13 protein-coding genes and 2 pseudogenes are annotated in these 15,899 nt (G+C 54.5%); 5 read left to right on the top strand and 10 right to left on the bottom strand.

Annotated features, from left to right (window positions below):
• Positions 1-46 precede the first annotated feature (46 nt).
• From KRAC_RS78480 to KRAC_RS31095, 4 genes and pseudogenes are all read right to left on the bottom strand, one after another.
• Complete coding sequence (locus KRAC_RS78480; protein WP_007914204.1) at positions 47-178, bottom strand: hypothetical protein; 132 nt, start codon at positions 176-178, stop codon at positions 47-49.
• Between the two features lie 1,000 nt (positions 179-1,178).
• Positions 1,179-1,460 (bottom strand): annotated as a pseudogene (locus tag KRAC_RS79805) (zinc ribbon domain-containing protein); the annotation flags it as partial.
• A gap of 162 nt (positions 1,461-1,622) precedes the next feature.
• A complete protein-coding gene (locus KRAC_RS31100; RefSeq protein WP_007914202.1) occupies positions 1,623-2,711 on the bottom strand; it encodes a DUF4037 domain-containing protein in 1,089 nt (362 codons plus the stop codon).
• Positions 2,712-2,721: 10 nt separating this feature from the next.
• Positions 2,722-3,264 carry a GNAT family N-acetyltransferase gene (locus KRAC_RS31095; RefSeq protein ID WP_007914200.1) on the bottom strand — a complete coding sequence of 181 codons (543 nt, stop codon included), beginning with the start codon at positions 3,262-3,264 and terminating at the stop codon, positions 2,722-2,724.
• Between the two features lie 242 nt (positions 3,265-3,506).
• Between KRAC_RS31095 and KRAC_RS31090 the strand changes: the two genes are divergently transcribed.
• The 3 genes from KRAC_RS31090 (at position 3,507) to KRAC_RS31080 (ending at position 6,526) form a co-directional block, all read left to right on the top strand.
• Positions 3,507-4,868 carry a TolB family protein gene (locus KRAC_RS31090; protein WP_007914198.1) on the top strand — a complete coding sequence of 454 codons (1,362 nt, stop codon included), beginning with the start codon at positions 3,507-3,509 and terminating at the stop codon, positions 4,866-4,868.
• Between the two features lie 129 nt (positions 4,869-4,997).
• A complete protein-coding gene (locus KRAC_RS31085) occupies positions 4,998-5,408 on the top strand; it encodes a RidA family protein (protein WP_007914196.1) in 411 nt (136 codons plus the stop codon).
• Positions 5,409-5,539: 131 nt separating this feature from the next.
• Positions 5,540-6,526 (top strand): hypothetical protein, encoded by a 987-nt coding sequence (locus KRAC_RS31080; RefSeq protein WP_007914194.1) that lies wholly within the window; start codon positions 5,540-5,542, stop codon positions 6,524-6,526.
• Between the two features lie 50 nt (positions 6,527-6,576).
• Here the strand turns inward: KRAC_RS31080 and KRAC_RS31075 are convergent, their stop codons facing one another.
• The 4 genes from KRAC_RS31075 to KRAC_RS31060 all read right to left on the bottom strand — a co-directional run bounded on the left by KRAC_RS31075 (position 6,577) and on the right by KRAC_RS31060 (position 11,140).
• Complete coding sequence (locus KRAC_RS31075; protein ID WP_007914192.1) at positions 6,577-7,146, bottom strand: P-loop nucleotide/nucleoside kinase family protein; 570 nt, start codon at positions 7,144-7,146, stop codon at positions 6,577-6,579.
• Between the two features lie 200 nt (positions 7,147-7,346).
• Positions 7,347-8,411, bottom strand: coding sequence for an alpha/beta hydrolase (locus KRAC_RS31070; RefSeq protein ID WP_007914190.1), 1,065 nt, complete (start codon positions 8,409-8,411; stop codon positions 7,347-7,349).
• A gap of 4 nt (positions 8,412-8,415) precedes the next feature.
• Positions 8,416-9,954, bottom strand: coding sequence for an acyl-CoA synthetase (locus KRAC_RS31065; RefSeq protein WP_007914188.1), 1,539 nt, complete (start codon positions 9,952-9,954; stop codon positions 8,416-8,418).
• Positions 9,955-10,060: 106 nt separating this feature from the next.
• Positions 10,061-11,140, bottom strand: a complete 1,080-nt coding sequence (locus KRAC_RS31060; RefSeq protein ID WP_007914186.1) for a 3-oxoacyl-ACP synthase — start codon at positions 11,138-11,140, stop codon at positions 10,061-10,063.
• 351 nt (positions 11,141-11,491) lie between these two features.
• Here KRAC_RS31060 and KRAC_RS31055 point away from each other — a divergent pair, with 351 nt between their 5' ends.
• Together KRAC_RS31055 and KRAC_RS31050 are read left to right on the top strand one after the other, a co-directional pair.
• Entirely contained in the window at positions 11,492-12,184 is a 693-nt protein-coding gene (locus KRAC_RS31055) for a TetR/AcrR family transcriptional regulator (RefSeq protein ID WP_007914184.1), read from the top strand.
• 48 nt (positions 12,185-12,232) lie between these two features.
• Positions 12,233-12,670: a MaoC family dehydratase gene (locus KRAC_RS31050; protein WP_007914182.1), complete on the top strand. Its 438-nt coding sequence runs from the start codon at positions 12,233-12,235 to the stop codon at positions 12,668-12,670.
• Between the two features lies 1 nt (position 12,671).
• Here KRAC_RS31050 and KRAC_RS31045 read toward each other — a convergent pair whose 3' ends face one another.
• Together KRAC_RS31045 and KRAC_RS79800 are read right to left on the bottom strand one after the other, a co-directional pair.
• Positions 12,672-13,670, bottom strand: coding sequence for an NAD-dependent epimerase/dehydratase family protein (locus tag KRAC_RS31045; protein ID WP_007914180.1), 999 nt, complete (start codon positions 13,668-13,670; stop codon positions 12,672-12,674).
• 363 nt (positions 13,671-14,033) lie between these two features.
• Positions 14,034-15,755 (bottom strand): annotated as a pseudogene (locus KRAC_RS79800) (IS1634 family transposase).
• Positions 15,756-15,899 lie beyond the last annotated feature (144 nt).

The following is a 15,899-nucleotide window of genomic DNA, read 5'->3' as shown; positions in this document are numbered from 1 at the left end:
GTTCTCGATGTTCCCTGTTTCCCTTCCCCGTGTCTCAGATATTACTCTAAGCGTTTGAGATGAAGTAGACCGCCAGCGAGGTACTGATGCTGTCCCGACCTGCCTGATATTTCAGGTGGTTTCCTGGACTCAGCCCTTTTCCAACGGTCTCTTCCCGAACCCAGCGGGCCACTTTCATGGCACTGTAGCTCTCCAGAACCCTTTGCCTCGTTGCGCAAAGATCGTGTGGCCCATCCAGGCCAACCTCTGCCGCTGAGACGAGTTCCTGGGACCCTTCGCCCTGTCTGTGTCTTTCTCACAGGCCCCGGCGGAGCGTGACTTCCGCGACTACTTCGGTCCCTCTGTACCCATACACCTCGCGGTGGTTAGGGCAACCCCAAGTTGCCTCCAAGAATCTCAGTTCGTGCTCCAGGTGTCCTTTACGTCTTTTCCCGTTCCGTACGGGTAGGCTTCGACGGAAGCTTTGCAGGGAAGTAGTACCGTTCCCGGCAACGTCGAACACAGGCGCTAGTACCGTGTCCTGTGGGCTGCCCCAATTCCGCCTTGACTGGGCTTCAGACAATCAGTCTTCACCATACACGACTTACCTGATCGGCCTCTGGCCCCTGGTACTGGGACTTCACCGACCTTCCTGACAACATGCTACGGTCCCCTCATATCTTTCGACTGAAGGTAAGTTGCTGGTTTATCCACTTCGCTTCAGTGGACTCACCCCGACGGGTGAGAGAGGTTCTTGTGCCACATGGGCGCACTACTATGGAAACTCCGTCGCCATGAGGCTCGCACCTTTTAGGCGATCCCGCATTTGCGCTTATCAAACGTTGAGTACGTTTAGGTGCCCAGTTCGTTTCCTTAAACCAGTTCATTACTGGTCGTCCGTCGGAGAGAGCGTTACACGCCCAGCTACAAATGACGTGTATTCCGATGTCATCGCGTCAGGTATGCTGCGATGGGCCAACGCTTAGACCACTGGAAACTTGGGTTCAGCCAATGCAGGCTTCACCATGCGTACAGGACTTGCGGTGCGTCACGCTACATACCTTCGCGTTTAACCTCGTTCCCAACATGCTACTTTCCCCTTTGAGTTTCCTCTCCAGGTGGGTTGGGTGTCCTTGAGGTCGATTGCCCTCAACCTCATCTCCTTTTGGAGAGATTTGATAAGCGCCGAAGCGGCGCACGTAGCTGCCGTTGATGTCGGCATGAATGAGGCGTCCATCCCTGGCGCGATACCAACTGCGAGCCACACGCTTGCCCGAGAACACCGGCTTTTCAGCAGCGTTCGCCTCATAGGGTGGGATGGGGTCGTCGTCCAGAAAACTGGCCTTGCTGGTGTAGCTTTCTTCTTGAAGGATGACCCTGATCCCAACCAGGTGCGCTTTGTAGGTCAACTGCTCAATAAAGCGAGCATGGGGAAGCTGCACAAACTGCTGATTGTTCTTGCGCCCCATGCTCACCTCCTGGTGCCTCCTTCCATTCCGACAACACATCCTTCGTGTCAGTGAACCTCTCTCTTGGCGTTTCACACAAGAACATTCTTTCTAACGAAACTCTACCAGAGACGTCTCTAGTTGTCAATATCTGGCATGATTCCTTGGAAACGTTTCTCACACCCGTAGCACCCTCTATTCATATAGTCTTTGAATCCGCTCGTGTTCTATGCCTTCCATATCTGTGCTATCGCTCCACTGATTCAGGCTTCCTATCAAGCGTCGCCCGGCGATACGCTGCATATCGGGATCGGTAATCTCTTCCCGCAGCGCCTGGGCGAATAGCTCGCCGTGGATAACCCGGAAGGGGCGATCATAGAAGTTGGAGGCAACCTCGGGCAGGACCTTGCTTACACCGAGCGCGTTCTGCATGCGTGCCAGGACCTCGTAGGCGTTCGCAAGAGCATTCATGCGTTCCTGCCAACTCGCAGCCTGTTGTGCCCGCCAGAGCAGAGGGTAGATCTCTCCGGCACAGCGCAGCCGTTGAAAGCCCGTGCCAAACCACTTGGCATAGGGGGCATACTGCCTCTCCATCAAGAAGCATAGATTCATCACATCGCGGACGAGGCGCGAGGCGATGAGTGCCGAACCTAGCTCATCACCCATAAATCCAGCGCGGGGCATCAGGTGCTCCTCCTGCCCAATACGCTGCCAGCCACAGGCCAGAAGGTAGAGCCACACATCGTGAGGATACCAGACGAAGCGCTGGCGCAGCGCTGTAAGCTCGCCAATGTCATCGTGATACACCGCTCCCGCGACGATCTCTCCCAGGGAGTGCGCTGGAAAGGTTAGCCAGTCCGCGGTCTGCAAGGGTTGCACCAGGTCATAGCCAAGCTGAATGCGTCCAAAATCACGTATCGTTATCGTGAGGACGCGATGCTGAATTGGGCCAGCCAGGGGGCGCTTCAGGTCGCGCAGGGACGATCCGCTGGCATCCAACGGCAACGCGACCGGGAAACCCGCAAAGGCGGCTGGCAGCCGCTGGCTCAGCATATCGCTAATGGTCTCGCTCAGCCCGGTATCCTTCTCGCGTACAAAGAGAAAGAGGCGTGGACCCCAATCGTGATCCATAGACATCTCGCTGTCAAAACCCAGCACCTCGCTCCCCGGACCAACCAGGGCGGCGGCATACGCCAGCTCGGGAAAAGTCTCTACGAGTAAGGGCCGCACGATCTCCTCATAGAAGCGGCGGCTCAACTCAACTCCCGGGATAAATATGGGCATGCAAACTCCTTCACAAAAGATCTAAGCGCCAGTCATTACAGCGCATAAAGTGGCCCTTTGGATACTCAAACTCGCATTCCTCGACTAGGGTAAAGCCCAGCTTGCGGCAGAGTGCGTTCGATGGCGGATTTTCCACGGAGGGAAAGGCGTGCAGAAAGCGGTGCTTGCCATCCGACCTCGCCATGGCAATGGCCAGAGTAGTTGCCATGCTCGCAATGCCCTGGCCCTGGAAGGCAGGGAGCACTGACCACCCTATCTCATAGATCTCTTCGCCATTATGGCTGCTGTCCCAGTAGCCGACCGATCCGGCAGCCTCGCCCGTCTCCTGAAGCACAACCTTAAACATCCGCCCTTTGCCAGACTCCACTAGCTTCTCATAGCGGGCCTGGCGCCTGACCAACTGCTCATCGCTCTCAGGTCCACCGAGGTGCTCAGTCATTGCCGGATCACCCAGTAATTTCTTCAACAGCGGCAGGTCGCCCTCACCCCACGGCTCAATCCGCACACTGCTCTTATTGCTCATATCACTCCCTGACTTGCTATTCATAGACATTCTATTATCCCTTTTTGTATGAGTTTGCAACTAGAAAACTGTAGGGTCCAAGCTCACTTGGATTTTTCCTTGCTTGCTGCGTTATCTAATATAGCACTAAAACCTGTCAATACCTGTCAGGAATAGGCTGGTTTAAGCCTACTGCTCTTTTTTCTTTTAAACTCTGCTATAATAGCGTTCAGATGCAGGAGCAAATATTTGTACATTTCTCTGCATCGCTATTTCTGATTTGAGGAGTGCATATGCCAATTTATAGGTTTCACAAACGTTGGTGGCTTATCTTTCTCTGTTGTCTTGTCTGCGTGTTGTCAGCTTGTGGATCTACCCAGTCGCTTAATTCTACCTCATCCCAGGTAGTAAGAACGCATACAGTTGGCCCGAATCACACAACCACGCCCACGACTAAACCAGTACTACAGACGAGTTGCCCTGCAACCGGCACGGCACGCGCAATGGTGACCGAGCCACTTACATTGGGAGACCACCCTACCATTGTCTATTCAACCAATCAGGATACTTCTAGTAGCGGAAATGCTGAACCTCTCATGGGGGCGCTGAAGCGCTATGATGTGACCACTGGCAGCAAGGCTGTGATTGTGAATGTCCCAGGCGCAAGGATTGATAATGCCCAGGTTTCAAACGATGGTCAATGGATACTCTTCACCTCAGCTTCGAAGAGCGCAACTACGGATCAGCGCGGCTCAATGCGGGATGTCAAAGTGCAGGTTGTCCGTGTAGATGGGCAAGACCTGCAAACACTCTACTGCACTACGAGAAGCGTTACAGATCTACCATACATTAAATGGTCTCCTGACCAGCAATCCATTGCCATGTTGAAGGATGAATCCGATAATGCGACCCCCAATCCGCATGAGACCAGGCTTGTCCAGGTGTTGAGCACCTCTACAGGTCAGATCCAGAATGTCTTTACCTCTACCATGGCCGGACAGGTAATAATTGGATATAGCTCCTGGGCTGATAATACGCATATATACATGTATGACGCAGGCGAGAATGCGAGACTGAACATTTACCTGCTGGATATTACTGGGGGCGCCAATCAACATGTGGGCGATCTCACCACTATTCTAAAGGGTCAGTTCAAAGGCATGGCGAGCGATGGCTCTAAACTGTATGTTGACTACAATGGCTGCGATCAGTATAGTTGCTCGCCTCCCAGTTCAGTGCTTTCGATGTCAGCTACAGGCGGTACTTCACAGACGATCTGGCATAGTACGCAGTACAATGTGGTCGAAGCCTGCCCCATCAACGACCATCAGTTGTTAATCAATATCTCAAACGTTCAGCAACATCCAGGTCCACCCGATACTTCTCACAATGGGATCTGGATTCTGAATGATGATGGGAGCTTAGGCCAACGGCTCACCACTGCTGACCAGCAGAGCACAAATCCGATCAGTAACTGCACTTCCGCGAAATCACATGGCTCGCGCGCTGGCGATATGTATGCGCTCGCGATCCGCACCCAGCCCGGAACTAGCGGCCAGCTCATCTTCGGTAAGACCAACGGCGGCACGCCAACGCCATTTGCCACTTATGGAGATGGACTTTTTGCGGATGTGGTCGGCTGGACCACCATGTAACTACCAATACCCTCAATTCGTCTTCATGAGTGAGCATGGGAAGCTTTTTCAAAGGCTTCCCACAACTCTGGTAGCCTAATGCATGAGCTATACCTCCAGAAGCTTTTGGTTTAGCAGAAAGGAAAAACCGTGGATAACCAGCCCACAAACATTCGCTTCATTCAACCCTCAACGCTCCCGCCAACGCCAGGTTACACCCAGATTGTCGAGGTCACGCGAGGGCGGACCATCTTTATCTCCGGCCAGATCGCCCTCAGTCCATCTGGCGAGATCGTCGGCCTGAATGATTTCCATGCCCAGGCCCAGCAGGTCTTTGAAAACCTCAAGGCCGCGCTTGCTGCCGTTGGAGCCGACTTTACCAGCGTGGTCAAACTGAATATGTACGTTGTGGACATGTCTCAAATTCTCACTCTCCGCGAAGTACGCGACCGCTACATCAATACCCAGAGCCCGCCCGCCATGACCCTGGTCGAGGTTCGCAGGCTGGCCCGTGAAGAATTCCTGCTCGAAATCGAAGCCATCGCCCACCTGCCGGAGTAGCACAAACATATCCCTTACCTCTCGATGAGGAAATGTGCGACGGAGCCGCAAGCAAAGAACCCTCTTAAGGAGCGTCTTCGTCGTATATCTCTGGAAACTTTGCCTATTTTTGTTCAATCTGGAGGGATTTCATGAACTTTTCCGCGCTTATCTCTTTCCCCGCTAGTTATGTCTGGTTGTGTGGAGGAGGTGCCATACTTCTTATCGCGATGGGTTGGATAATGCATTGGCGAGCCACAGCAAAAAAGCCCTTGAAGGATGCCATCCTCAAAGGTTTGCGCCCCGAAGCGGAACGCTGGCACGTCCCAGAAGCCGCGTTGACCGACTATATGTATAGCCTAAACACTTTTATGTCTATGGCCTCAATTGGCGCCGGCATGGCTCTCCTACTTTATGGCCTCCTTTATGCTATCTTGCTGGTAAGCCCTGCATGGAGCCTTATTTGCCCTTTTATTATGACGAATTTCTTAAATAATGCCTGCTTCCTGGTTTGCATTGCTGGAGCAAGCATTGGTGGTTCGCTCGTGCTCCATCATCTACAACACACGGCCCGCGCCACACGTGAACTTGGACCCCGTCGCACGCTACGCGATTATCGTTCCCCTCTCTTCTTCTGGCTACTCTTTACAGTTCTGGCCTTGACTTGCGTCATCGCCCTGGTTTTTCATGTAATTTATATGCCTGGGAATGCCTGTCTCAGCGACGATTTCTTTCCCAAGCCCTGGCAGCCTGAGATCATCTATCCATGGATTGGATTAATGTTTATAGATCTTCTGTATGTGGAGTTGCTGCTAACGCGTATTGCCTCTGTTCCCTCCCCCATTGTCTCCTCCAGCGTTCCGGGGGCAGATGGTATAGATGATATGTTTCGTAGTAGAGCGATCAATTCACTCCAGTGTTTAGTCTTGGTCCTATTATTTTTCTCTCTTTTACCAATATCTAGCATCGCGACAATTCCCTATTCTTGGATCATTATGCTTCTCTACTTTCTTGGTTTTATCGCTCTCATGTTCCTATTTACTGATATTTTGGTTGGTAAGAGAGGGCTTGGTGATAGACTCCCCGGCGCCGCCTGGTTGCCCAAACGCTCCTCCCTGACTGATAAATGTCGTGAATAGTGAGTCTGGCAAATATTTGGTGTGGCCTCCTCATGCTCCCTTTGGAGAGGTTACAGCGTACTCTTTTCCACATGCGCAATAATTGTCAGCGCTGCCTGGATTGGCGAGAGATTGGTGATGTCTAACTCGAGGCAGTTGGGATGGTCAACGCGTAATAGCCTGTATGTGCGTATTTTCTCTCGCGTATTGTCAGCGCTTCTTTCCTTGAAACGCACTGCTCGCTCTGGGGAGGTAACGCGACGACATATTTCTTCTGGCTCACAGCGCAGGATCACTGGCAAAAGCTTCGCCTGGCGTTTTGTTGCCAGAATTTCTACGTCTTCATACCAGCGACGATCCATCAGCTTTCCCTCATAGAGCTCGTTGGTGAAAATAAAGCTGGCCTCCGGCTGCGCCAATTCCGCAACTGTGTCCAAGACGATACGGCGTATGCTCTCGATTTTTGGCCATACCGCTGCTGGTAAAGGAGTTTTTCCATCAGCAGCGACCACACTGAAGACAGGAGTATTGATTAGCTGGTTATCCACTATCACCGCACCTGTAAGCGCGGCGATTTCTTTGGCAATGGTATATTTGCCTGTTCCAGCATATCCGATGAGATAAACAATCGTATTCTTCATAATGCATGATCCTGAGGTGTTTTAGGGCTTTAGGGAGAGTATCACTCGTTGAACGTCGCCTTCACTAAAGCGACTGCTTTTCCCAATATTCACGATATTTACTACTGACTAACTATCCATCAAGCGAGAGCATAACCCGGCGCCGCAGTAGCCGCGTACGCCAGTAGCGGGCCGCTACTGGCGTACGCGGCTACTTAGCATCAATGCGCGTTCATAAACTCAGTACAGAGCTTGAGTACCTCATCTTGCTTCTCGATGTGGGGCGAGTGGCCGCATTCGGGTAGTACGTGTTCCTGGTAACTGCCACCGTTGGCCTGGTAGCTCTCTAGCAGCGTGCGGATCTGCGTCTTCATCGGCTGAGGGGGATAGACCTGCGCGCCGGGCCAGCCAGGGATCACACCCAGTTGCCCCAGGAAGCCAATATCAAACATTGAGGTGTCGGAGACGATCTGGTCGTCCGCGCCATGAAACCAGAGGATAGGCGGCTTGCTGGCGATATCGACCAGGGTGCCCTGGTTGAGGTATTTGGGCGCGAGGGCGTTATTGACGCCTAGCTTGCCGGGGGCGATGCCGGGCCAGTTCTCAGAGGGGAGTATGTCGCCGGGATAGTTGCCGGGCGTGACCTTCGTCGAGAGGATCGCGCTTACATAGATCTCCTCGCGCTCGGGCGACACCTGGAAAGGTGGCTTAAAATAGAAGGCGTTCATCGTGGCGCGCGGCGAAGTGGGGCCGCTACTACGATCGCCACTTTGCAAGCTCTTGACGAAATCGGCGTTGACGGTGCCTCCGCCGCTGCCCGAGCTATCCAGCCAGGTTGGCGTGCCTGCGGCGTCTTTAGTGCCTCCAAAGCCATATGGCGAGCCACTGGCCTCCAGCAGGAGCGTGCGCACCGTGCCTGGATAATCGATGGCGTACTGCATGATGATATTCCCGCCCAGCGACCAGCCCAGGAGATGGAAGGGCGGCAGGTTGAGCGCCTGGACAAAGGTGGCGAGATCGTCGGAATAGTCGCGTACCCCGCGCGTGGCGTCGACGGGTAGCGTCTCGCTCTCGCCATAGCCGCGCATATCTGGTGCGTAGATCGTGTAGCTTCCGGTGGCCGCCAGGGCCAGCATGAAGTCCTGAAAGAAGAGTGAGGACGAACAGTTACCATGCACCAGGACCACGGGTGTTGGCCCCTGTCCCGTGGCCAAGTATGCCATTGTGAGCCGCCTGGTTTGCGTCGTATGCTGGCTAATTCCGTCCAGCAAAAGCGATGTCGTCATCTGGTTATCCCTCCGTTACAAATTGTGTACGTAACTGTGCCTTCATGACCTTGCCCATGGCGTTGCGTGGCAAGGCATCAGTAAACATAAATGTACGCGGTATCTTATAGCGTGCCAGTTTGTCGGCGCAGTAGGCTATGATCTCTTCTGGCGTAAGCTCCGCCTGCTCGCTGGGTACGATCACGGCCAGGCCAACCTCGCCCCATTTTGGATCTGGTCGGGGAATGACCGCGACCTCGTAGATAGCGGGATGCCTCGCCAGGACCTGCTCGACCTCGGCTAAATATACGTTTTCGCCGCCCGAGATAAGCATATCCTTCTTGCGTCCCACGATGTAGTAGTAGCCATCCTCGTCCTGGCGTACGAGGTCTCCGGTGCGCCACCATTCATCTAAGCGTGCCTCCGCCGTGGCCTCGGAACGCCGCCAATAGCCTGAGCAGACATGGGGACCTGCTAGTAGCAGCTCGCCCTCGCGCCCCGTGGGAACGTCGTGCCCCTCTTCATCCACGACGCGCGCCCGTGAGTGAAAAACAGGCCGCCCTACCGAGCCCGCCTTGCGCAGAGCATCCTCGGGTGCCAGGCTAAAGCAGTTGACCCCAACCTCTGTCAGGCCATAGCCCTGGCGAAAAACCAGGTCCCGTGCTGCATAGCCCTCAATTACTGGGAGTGGACACGAGGAGCCACCTGTGACACAGAAGCGGAGCGAGGTGAGATCGCTTGTGGCGAAGGTCTTGTGATGTTGCATCAACTGGAAGACGGTCGGCACGGCAAAGACAATCGTGCAGCGCTCCCGCTCAATGGTTTCTAGAATGGCTTCAGGCGTTGAGTTGCGCAGGAGAACGACCGTGCCGCCGCAGTGGTAAAGTGGCGTGGTTAGCACGTTCAGGCCGCCCGCGTGAAAGAAGGGTGCGAAGGTTGGCGTAATGTCGTTCTCGCGCACGCCCCAGCTAATCTGCGTGTTGATCGCGTTCCAGGTCAGCATGCGGTGCGAGAGCATTGCCCCCTTGGGCGTACCCGTTGTCCCCGAGGTATAGAGAATCAGGGCTATTTCCTCGCCATCCTGGCTCTGGAAGGGCCTGGCACGCTCTGCGAGCTGGGGATCAGCACCGGGAAAGCTTGTAAGGGCGCGTAGTTGTGGCGCGTGTGAATTTTGCTGCTCCAGGACCGTCGCGATAGTCTGGGACTGCTGCTGGAAGGTCGCATCATGTAGCAGCAAGCGCGGCTCGCAGTCTATGAGAATCGTTGTTAGTTCGTTAATTGTCAGGCGTACGTTCAGGGGGACGAGGATCGCACCGATGAGGGTACACGCGAAAAAGGCATCCAGGTATTCTGGCGCGTTCTGCGCCAGGATCGCCACGCGTTCGCCCTGCTGTACAGCGTATTCTTCCTGAAACACAGCCGCCAGGGCGCGTGCGCGCTGGTTGAGTATACGATATGTCAGTCGCCTATGTTTGGAGGTCGTCTCGCCATCTACCAGACCGACTTTGTCCGGCGTCAGTTGTTCACGGCGCTCAAGCCATTCGCCAACATTGATGAATGTCATGTTGCACATCGCCTCTCTGCGTTCTCTGCTAACAAGTATGCATGAAAATCGATTGAAACACAACCAGAATAAATTGCTGCTTTACAACTCACTTTCTGTGCTCAGGCTAGCCCCAGCGCAACGCCGTCGCGCCCCAGGTAAAGCCCAGGCCCGCGCTTGCCAGGACGACCAGTTGCCCTGGGCGAAGCATATCGCGTTGTTGCGCCAGTTCCAGGGCCAAAACCTGGTCGGGCGCGCCAATATGGCCATAATCTGAGAGATAGATTGACTGCTCCTCACTGAGATGAAGCATGGAGAGAATGCGGCGATGCATCGAGGGCTTCATATGATTGATCGCGAGCAGATCAACATCCTCCACCCGGTACCCACTGCGCTCTACAGCATCACTTACCACCTGCACAAAACGCTGCTCTGAAATAAGGTCCAGCCCCTGGCGCAAGTGCTCGGTATCTGGAATATGAAAGGTATGCAGTCCCTGCTCCAATGTCTCGCGCGAGGTCGGGCGCCGCGTCCCGCCTGCGGGAATAATCACATCCTCTGCCAGCGAGCCATCCGTGATAAAGGCCGAGTCCAGCACCTGGTTCAGCGCGTAATCGCGCCTCAGCAGCATAGCGCTCCCTCCATCTGAGAGATTGAAGAGGAAGCGACTGGAGGCCTCGCGAAAATCGATCAGGTCCGCCGTCCGATGCCCACCACAGATCAAGACCGTGTGCAGCCGCGTATCCGAACGCATCAAGTCGCGTGCAACCTTGAGCGCCAGGACATTTGTTGTGCAGAGGGCCGCTAGCTCAAAGGCATAAGCGTTTTTGGCCCCCAGCAGATGCTGAATGCGGTTCGCCGCCGACCAGACATAGAAATCCTTGTGCATGCTTCCCGAATAAAGCACCAGGTCAATCTCTCCCGGCTCAAGCGCTGCCAGTTCCAGCACCCTCTGCGCCGCCCTTACCGCCATGACCGAGGTCTGATCTTCATAGCTCGCGCGCCGCTTCTGCTCAATCCCCAGCTTCTTGCGCACAACCTCCTCGGGAATCCCACTCTGTTCGGCAATATAGGCCGCATCCTGTACCTGCTCCGGTAAATAGGTCGCGAACGCCACCAGCCCAATTGTCGTTGCCTGCCCTCCATTCTCGCCCTCTATCGCTCTGAAGCCGCTCTGCTCCTGTGACGCATTCTGTTCCAGGCTCACGCCATTACCCCCTTGTGTTATAATATGACAGTTGAGTCACCTTTCATATATGGTACTCAACCATCTCCTAGAAAGTCAAGCTGGAAAACAGAGTTTTCTATTCCAGGCGACATGAGAGGCCTTCCTCAGAGAAGCTTTCGCGCCTGCGGCGCTCAAGGGTAAGGTGTGGGTGGAAAACGGCAAAGCCGTTTTCCACCCACACCTTACCCCGAAGGCTCGCGCAGCGGGCCGAGGTAGGCGCCAGAGGAGAATGGGAAAGTTCTGAGCGGGAAAATAGAGAATAGACAGCTGAGAATGAATATGCGATTATTGACAGTAACGAGTTCTAGATCATAAAGGGGAGTTGGATAGATGCAAGAACACACCTCAGCGACCTCGCAACCAGAGGAAGGCGCGGAGAAGCAGGCCAAAGGGAACGCCCCACTCACTGCCAGGGGCGAGGCCACGCGCCGCCGTATCCTGGATGTCGCCGAAGAAGTCTTTGGCGAGATAGGTTACTACGAGGCCAGTGTCTCAGAGATCACGCGGCGTGCGAAGGTGGCGCAGGGCACGTTCTATATTTATTTCCCAACCAAACGTGACATCTTCGCCGAACTGGTGCGCGACCTTAGCCAGCAACTGCGCGGAGCGCTGCGCCAGGCCACGGCTGGCTCCGCAGACCGCCTGGAGACGGAGAGGCGTGGTTTTAAGTCCTTCTTTAGCTTTGTCGCCTCGCACCGGGGTCTCTATCGCATCGTCCAGGAGGCGGAGCGTGTAGCTCCCGAGGCCGCGCAGGAGTATTACCAGGGCATCAGCCAGGGTTACATTCGCGGCCTGCGCTCGGCTATGTCTGAGGGAACGGTAAGAGACATGGAACCCGAACCCCTGGCATATGCCCTGATGGGAATAGGTCATTTCGTCGCCTTGCGCTATCTCATCTGGCCTGCGGATAGCCAGGAGGAGTCTGCCCAGATCCACGACCTGCCCCCCGAAGTATTCGAAACTCTCATGAGCTTTATCGAGCAAGGCCTGTCCCAGCCAGCTCACAAAGACACTCCGAAATAAAAGGCGCAACCGAACCGTACTAGCTTATTTTCATAAGGAGACCTGTACATGACCGCAGAGCTTGAACCCAATCTGCCACCCGTCGGAGCCAGGGTCACCCGCACCCGCACCATTACTGACCAGGACATTGTGCGCTTCGCCGAGGTGAGCGGCGACACGAATCCCGTTCACTTAGACGAGGCCTATGCCGCCCAATCGCGCTTTGGTCGCCGCATCGCGCACGGCTTCCTTACTGGCTCCATGATCTCCGCGCTTATCGGCACCGAACTGCCGGGACCAGGCAGCATCTACCTGGGGCAAACCCTGAAGTTCTCCGCCCCCGTCTACATCGGCGATACTATAACCGTGAGCGTCGAGGTCACTAAAGTCCGGGTCGACAAAGGCCTGGTCTTCCTCCAAACCGATTGCATCAACCAGGATGGAGCCAGGGTCCTGACCGGCGAGGCCACGGTCAAATACGAACCCGACCCCTCAGTCGCTCCTTAACTCACTGTTTCTTCAATTTCAAGTGCCAGGCGCGTAAAAGCTGTTGCTCATGTTCAGGTGCGAGGCCGGCATGCAATACATTGTTCGCTGGGCGTGTAGCGTCCCAATCGAGAGTATCCTGGATTGTCTCGGTAAGCGGACGAAAGTGCAGACCCGCAGCAATTGCCTTACTACAATCAACCCGTGCAAAGCCGACCATCTCACTGGGTACCCAGAGGGGTAATTGAAGATAGGGCATGACCTCTTGCTCCAGGAGAAACCGCTCATCTACCCACTCAAACTGTGCGTTGCCGCCACTCACCTGGCGGCAACATTCCAAGAGTTGACGCATCGTTAATGGACTACCAGGTCCTTTTGCATTATAAACACCAGTTCGGCGCGCTTCGGCCATAGCAATGCACCACGCCGCCAGGTCACGCACATCGATAAACTGAACTGGCTGCTCTGGATTACCGGGTGCTAAAACCTGGCCACCTTGAGCGATACGATGAGGCCAGTAGGTAAAGCGATCAGTGGGGTCATGTGGCCCAACGATGAGGCCTGGGCGAATAACCAGCACGCGGTTGGGTAGCGCCTGCTCTGCGTGGTGCTCACAGAGTGCTTTACGTGCTCCATAAGTCTCCCGTGTTTGGGTCTCAATGGCGGTGTCTTCGAGTTTTGAGAGTGGTGAGAGCTCATCGATTGGTGCGACAGTAAAGTCTGCGTAGACCGAAGTAGTAGAGATAAAGGTATAGTGGCTAGTGCTCTCTGCTAGTAAGCTAGCACTTTCGTGTACTTGGCGCGGAATTTGTCCATTGGAATCAATCACTGCATCCCAGATGCGCCCATGGAGCAACTGGAGATCTCTCTCTCGGTCGCCATGGATCTGCTCCACCTGCGGAAACAGTTCGGGATGCGAGAGTCCACGATTAAAGAGTGTTACTGTATGCTGGCGCTCTAACGCTGCCTGGACAAGATGACGACCCAGAAAACCAGTCCCGCCCAAAATAAGAATTCTCATGTTTTTCTTTTTCCTTCTCCAGAATGCACTGAACAAAATGATACACGAGATTCTTTCTGAGTGAAAAGAGCAAATGCATGCTGATAGCATATGTTTGCAAGGTTACAATGCTATTAGCATATGTACTTCATCTAACCTCACCGTTCGCTTAAATTTCGGGCGGATTGTAAGAATCATCTACTGGAGCCGAAGGTGGGCAGAAAGGTATCTTCTGTCCATACCTTCTATCGAGAAAGGCAGAGAAGAGCACTACGAAGAAATAGAGACAGGAAACAATGAACGGAGGAGGGAGGCGCCAGACATCATTGAGCCTCCTCTTTGTCATTCTCTCTCCGCCCATTCTTTCTCACTGTTGGCTTCAAGTTAAGCAAACTTTCGCGAATCATCTGCGAGTTGGAGATAGAGAGCAGGAGAAAAGCCCAGGAGGGTCAAAATCTGCTGCTGAAGAGATGAAAGAGACGTCACATGCCGTTGAGCAAAATGAAGAGTACGAACGATGGTCAAGGTGACTTCGCGGAAGGCTTCCAGCAAGCGTTCTGCCGTTGGCTGACAGGTGTTGCGTTTCGGATTGCCAGCAAACAGACCAGCAAGCTTCTCCTGCTGCTCACGCAGACGTTGCCGGACCACTCCTTCCAACAAGGTCAGGATGCGCAAGGCAAGAGTGAGCAAGCGCACCAATCCTACCCGGTGATCATCGCGTTGCACATCCAGAGGAGCGAGAGACAGCGGATGGCCTTTGAGACGGGAAAAGTTCCGCTCTACCAGATATTCATCACGGTAGGCTTCGACCGCCTGCTCCAACGTGAGATGTTCGGTTGGATGATTCGTGGCATATGCACGCCACCCCAATTGGCCCATGGCTTGAGCAATGGCCTCCTCTTCGCGTGAACACGCGACTGTAAAGGTCACCGTTCGGCGCACGCCCGTCAATCGTCCGGGATACGCCCGCACTGGATGCTCTTGCGTGTACTCTTGGATCTGTACCCGCAACAAACCCTCGCAGCGAAAGCGCGTGAGGATCTCGTTGATGGCTTCTTCCACGGCGGAGCGCGTCTGCAGGCGCGGTTTGCCCTGTCGCCGGACCATTAACTCGTCTATTACCTGCTGTGCTTGCTGCACACGGCTCTGCAAGCTGGCTTGAGCAGCCTGTGTAGCTGCGACCGATTGGATCAACAAACGGCGTTCTGTCCAGGTTTGGGTTTGCCCATCGAGCTGGACTCGAAACCGCTCTTCGCTCTCATAGCCTTGAGCAATGCAGGTGGTCTTTCCTTCCTCATCAGTGCGCTTAACTTGCACCAAACGTGCGCCTTGCTCGCGCTGGGCGGCGACTTCCTGCTGCAGTTGGGCAGGGGGCATTTGCACAGCCGAAAGGGGGCACAGATAGTAATCTCCTTGCGCCTGGATGGTAGCGCGCGTCTGCTGCGCTGCCATTTTTCAATCCCCTACATAGAGCAAACCACTCTGTTGAAGTCCTTTGCGCACGCGTGCAATGATGGGCAGATACACCGGATCTTCGGCATGCTCGCCAGAAAGCACTTCCGTGGCGAGAGGCATCCCCAACGGGTCCAGACTCGCTAGCACCACTTTGAGTTGGGGCAGATCTGGGCGATGATCCTTGCTATGACCCAACTGCAACAGCCCTTGCTCGTCCACTTCTGCATAACTACTAGCAGTTGTCGTATCGATGCGCACGCGTTGGGCTTGTAGATCATAGATCCGCACCAACTGTCCCATCAGCTCTTGCTCAAATGCCTGCCAATGCACACCACAACTCAAAGTGCGTAGCACATCGGCCAGCCGATCATCAGTCAAATCTTTTGGGTCCAGCGCTCCCACTCCACAGCCATGCAATGTGTCCAGCCGCCGCGTGGCCCATGCCTGTACTCGATTCATCCGATGGTCGGCTTGCGAGAGCAAATGGCTCAGCCAGACCATACTTACTTCTCCCAGGCTCAGCCCTTTTCGATTGCCGTGGACAGGAAAGTGTTTGTCCAGCAGCCCTGCCAGATCCATTTGCTGCATGTGAGCGATCAGCAACGGAATATCGTCGATCCGTTCTGTCTCAATACTCAAGGGTTCTTTCATGTCCTTCAGCTTATCAGAATCTTGAGATTGCGTCTAGATTTAAGCGAACGGAGAGTAATATAGCGTAGAACGAGAGTGGCGAGGCCCTTTACTGGGCCTCGCCGCTTGCTGTCCTTGTGAACAGGGACACTTACAGCTTTTGGT

It is taken from the genome of Ktedonobacter racemifer DSM 44963 (assembly GCF_000178855.1).
Taxonomy (GTDB): Bacteria; Chloroflexota; Ktedonobacteria; order Ktedonobacterales; family Ktedonobacteraceae; genus Ktedonobacter; species Ktedonobacter racemifer.
Note: the sequence above shows the minus strand (reverse complement) of the source record. Positions and strands in the feature narration are given on the sequence as shown.

Excerpts from the sequence above, each read along its gene's own strand:
- KRAC_RS78480 (WP_007914204.1), bottom strand. The coding sequence starts at position 178 with ATGAAAGTGGCCCGCTGGGTTCGGGAAGAGACCGTTGGAAAAGGGCTG.
- KRAC_RS31100 (WP_007914202.1), bottom strand. The coding sequence starts at position 2,711 with ATGCCCATATTTATCCCGGGAGTTGAGTTGAGCCGCCGCTTCTATGAG.
- KRAC_RS31095 (WP_007914200.1), bottom strand. The coding sequence starts at position 3,264 with ATGTCTATGAATAGCAAGTCAGGGAGTGATATGAGCAATAAGAGCAGT.
- KRAC_RS31090 (WP_007914198.1), top strand. The coding sequence starts at position 3,507 with ATGCCAATTTATAGGTTTCACAAACGTTGGTGGCTTATCTTTCTCTGT.
- KRAC_RS31080 (WP_007914194.1), top strand. The coding sequence starts at position 5,540 with ATGAACTTTTCCGCGCTTATCTCTTTCCCCGCTAGTTATGTCTGGTTG.
- KRAC_RS31075 (WP_007914192.1), bottom strand. The coding sequence starts at position 7,146 with ATGAAGAATACGATTGTTTATCTCATCGGATATGCTGGAACAGGCAAA.
- KRAC_RS31070 (WP_007914190.1), bottom strand. The coding sequence starts at position 8,411 with ATGACGACATCGCTTTTGCTGGACGGAATTAGCCAGCATACGACGCAA.
- KRAC_RS31065 (WP_007914188.1), bottom strand. The coding sequence starts at position 9,954 with ATGACATTCATCAATGTTGGCGAATGGCTTGAGCGCCGTGAACAACTG.
- KRAC_RS31055 (WP_007914184.1), top strand. The coding sequence starts at position 11,492 with ATGCAAGAACACACCTCAGCGACCTCGCAACCAGAGGAAGGCGCGGAG.
- KRAC_RS31050 (WP_007914182.1), top strand. The coding sequence starts at position 12,233 with ATGACCGCAGAGCTTGAACCCAATCTGCCACCCGTCGGAGCCAGGGTC.
- KRAC_RS31045 (WP_007914180.1), bottom strand. The coding sequence starts at position 13,670 with ATGAGAATTCTTATTTTGGGCGGGACTGGTTTTCTGGGTCGTCATCTT.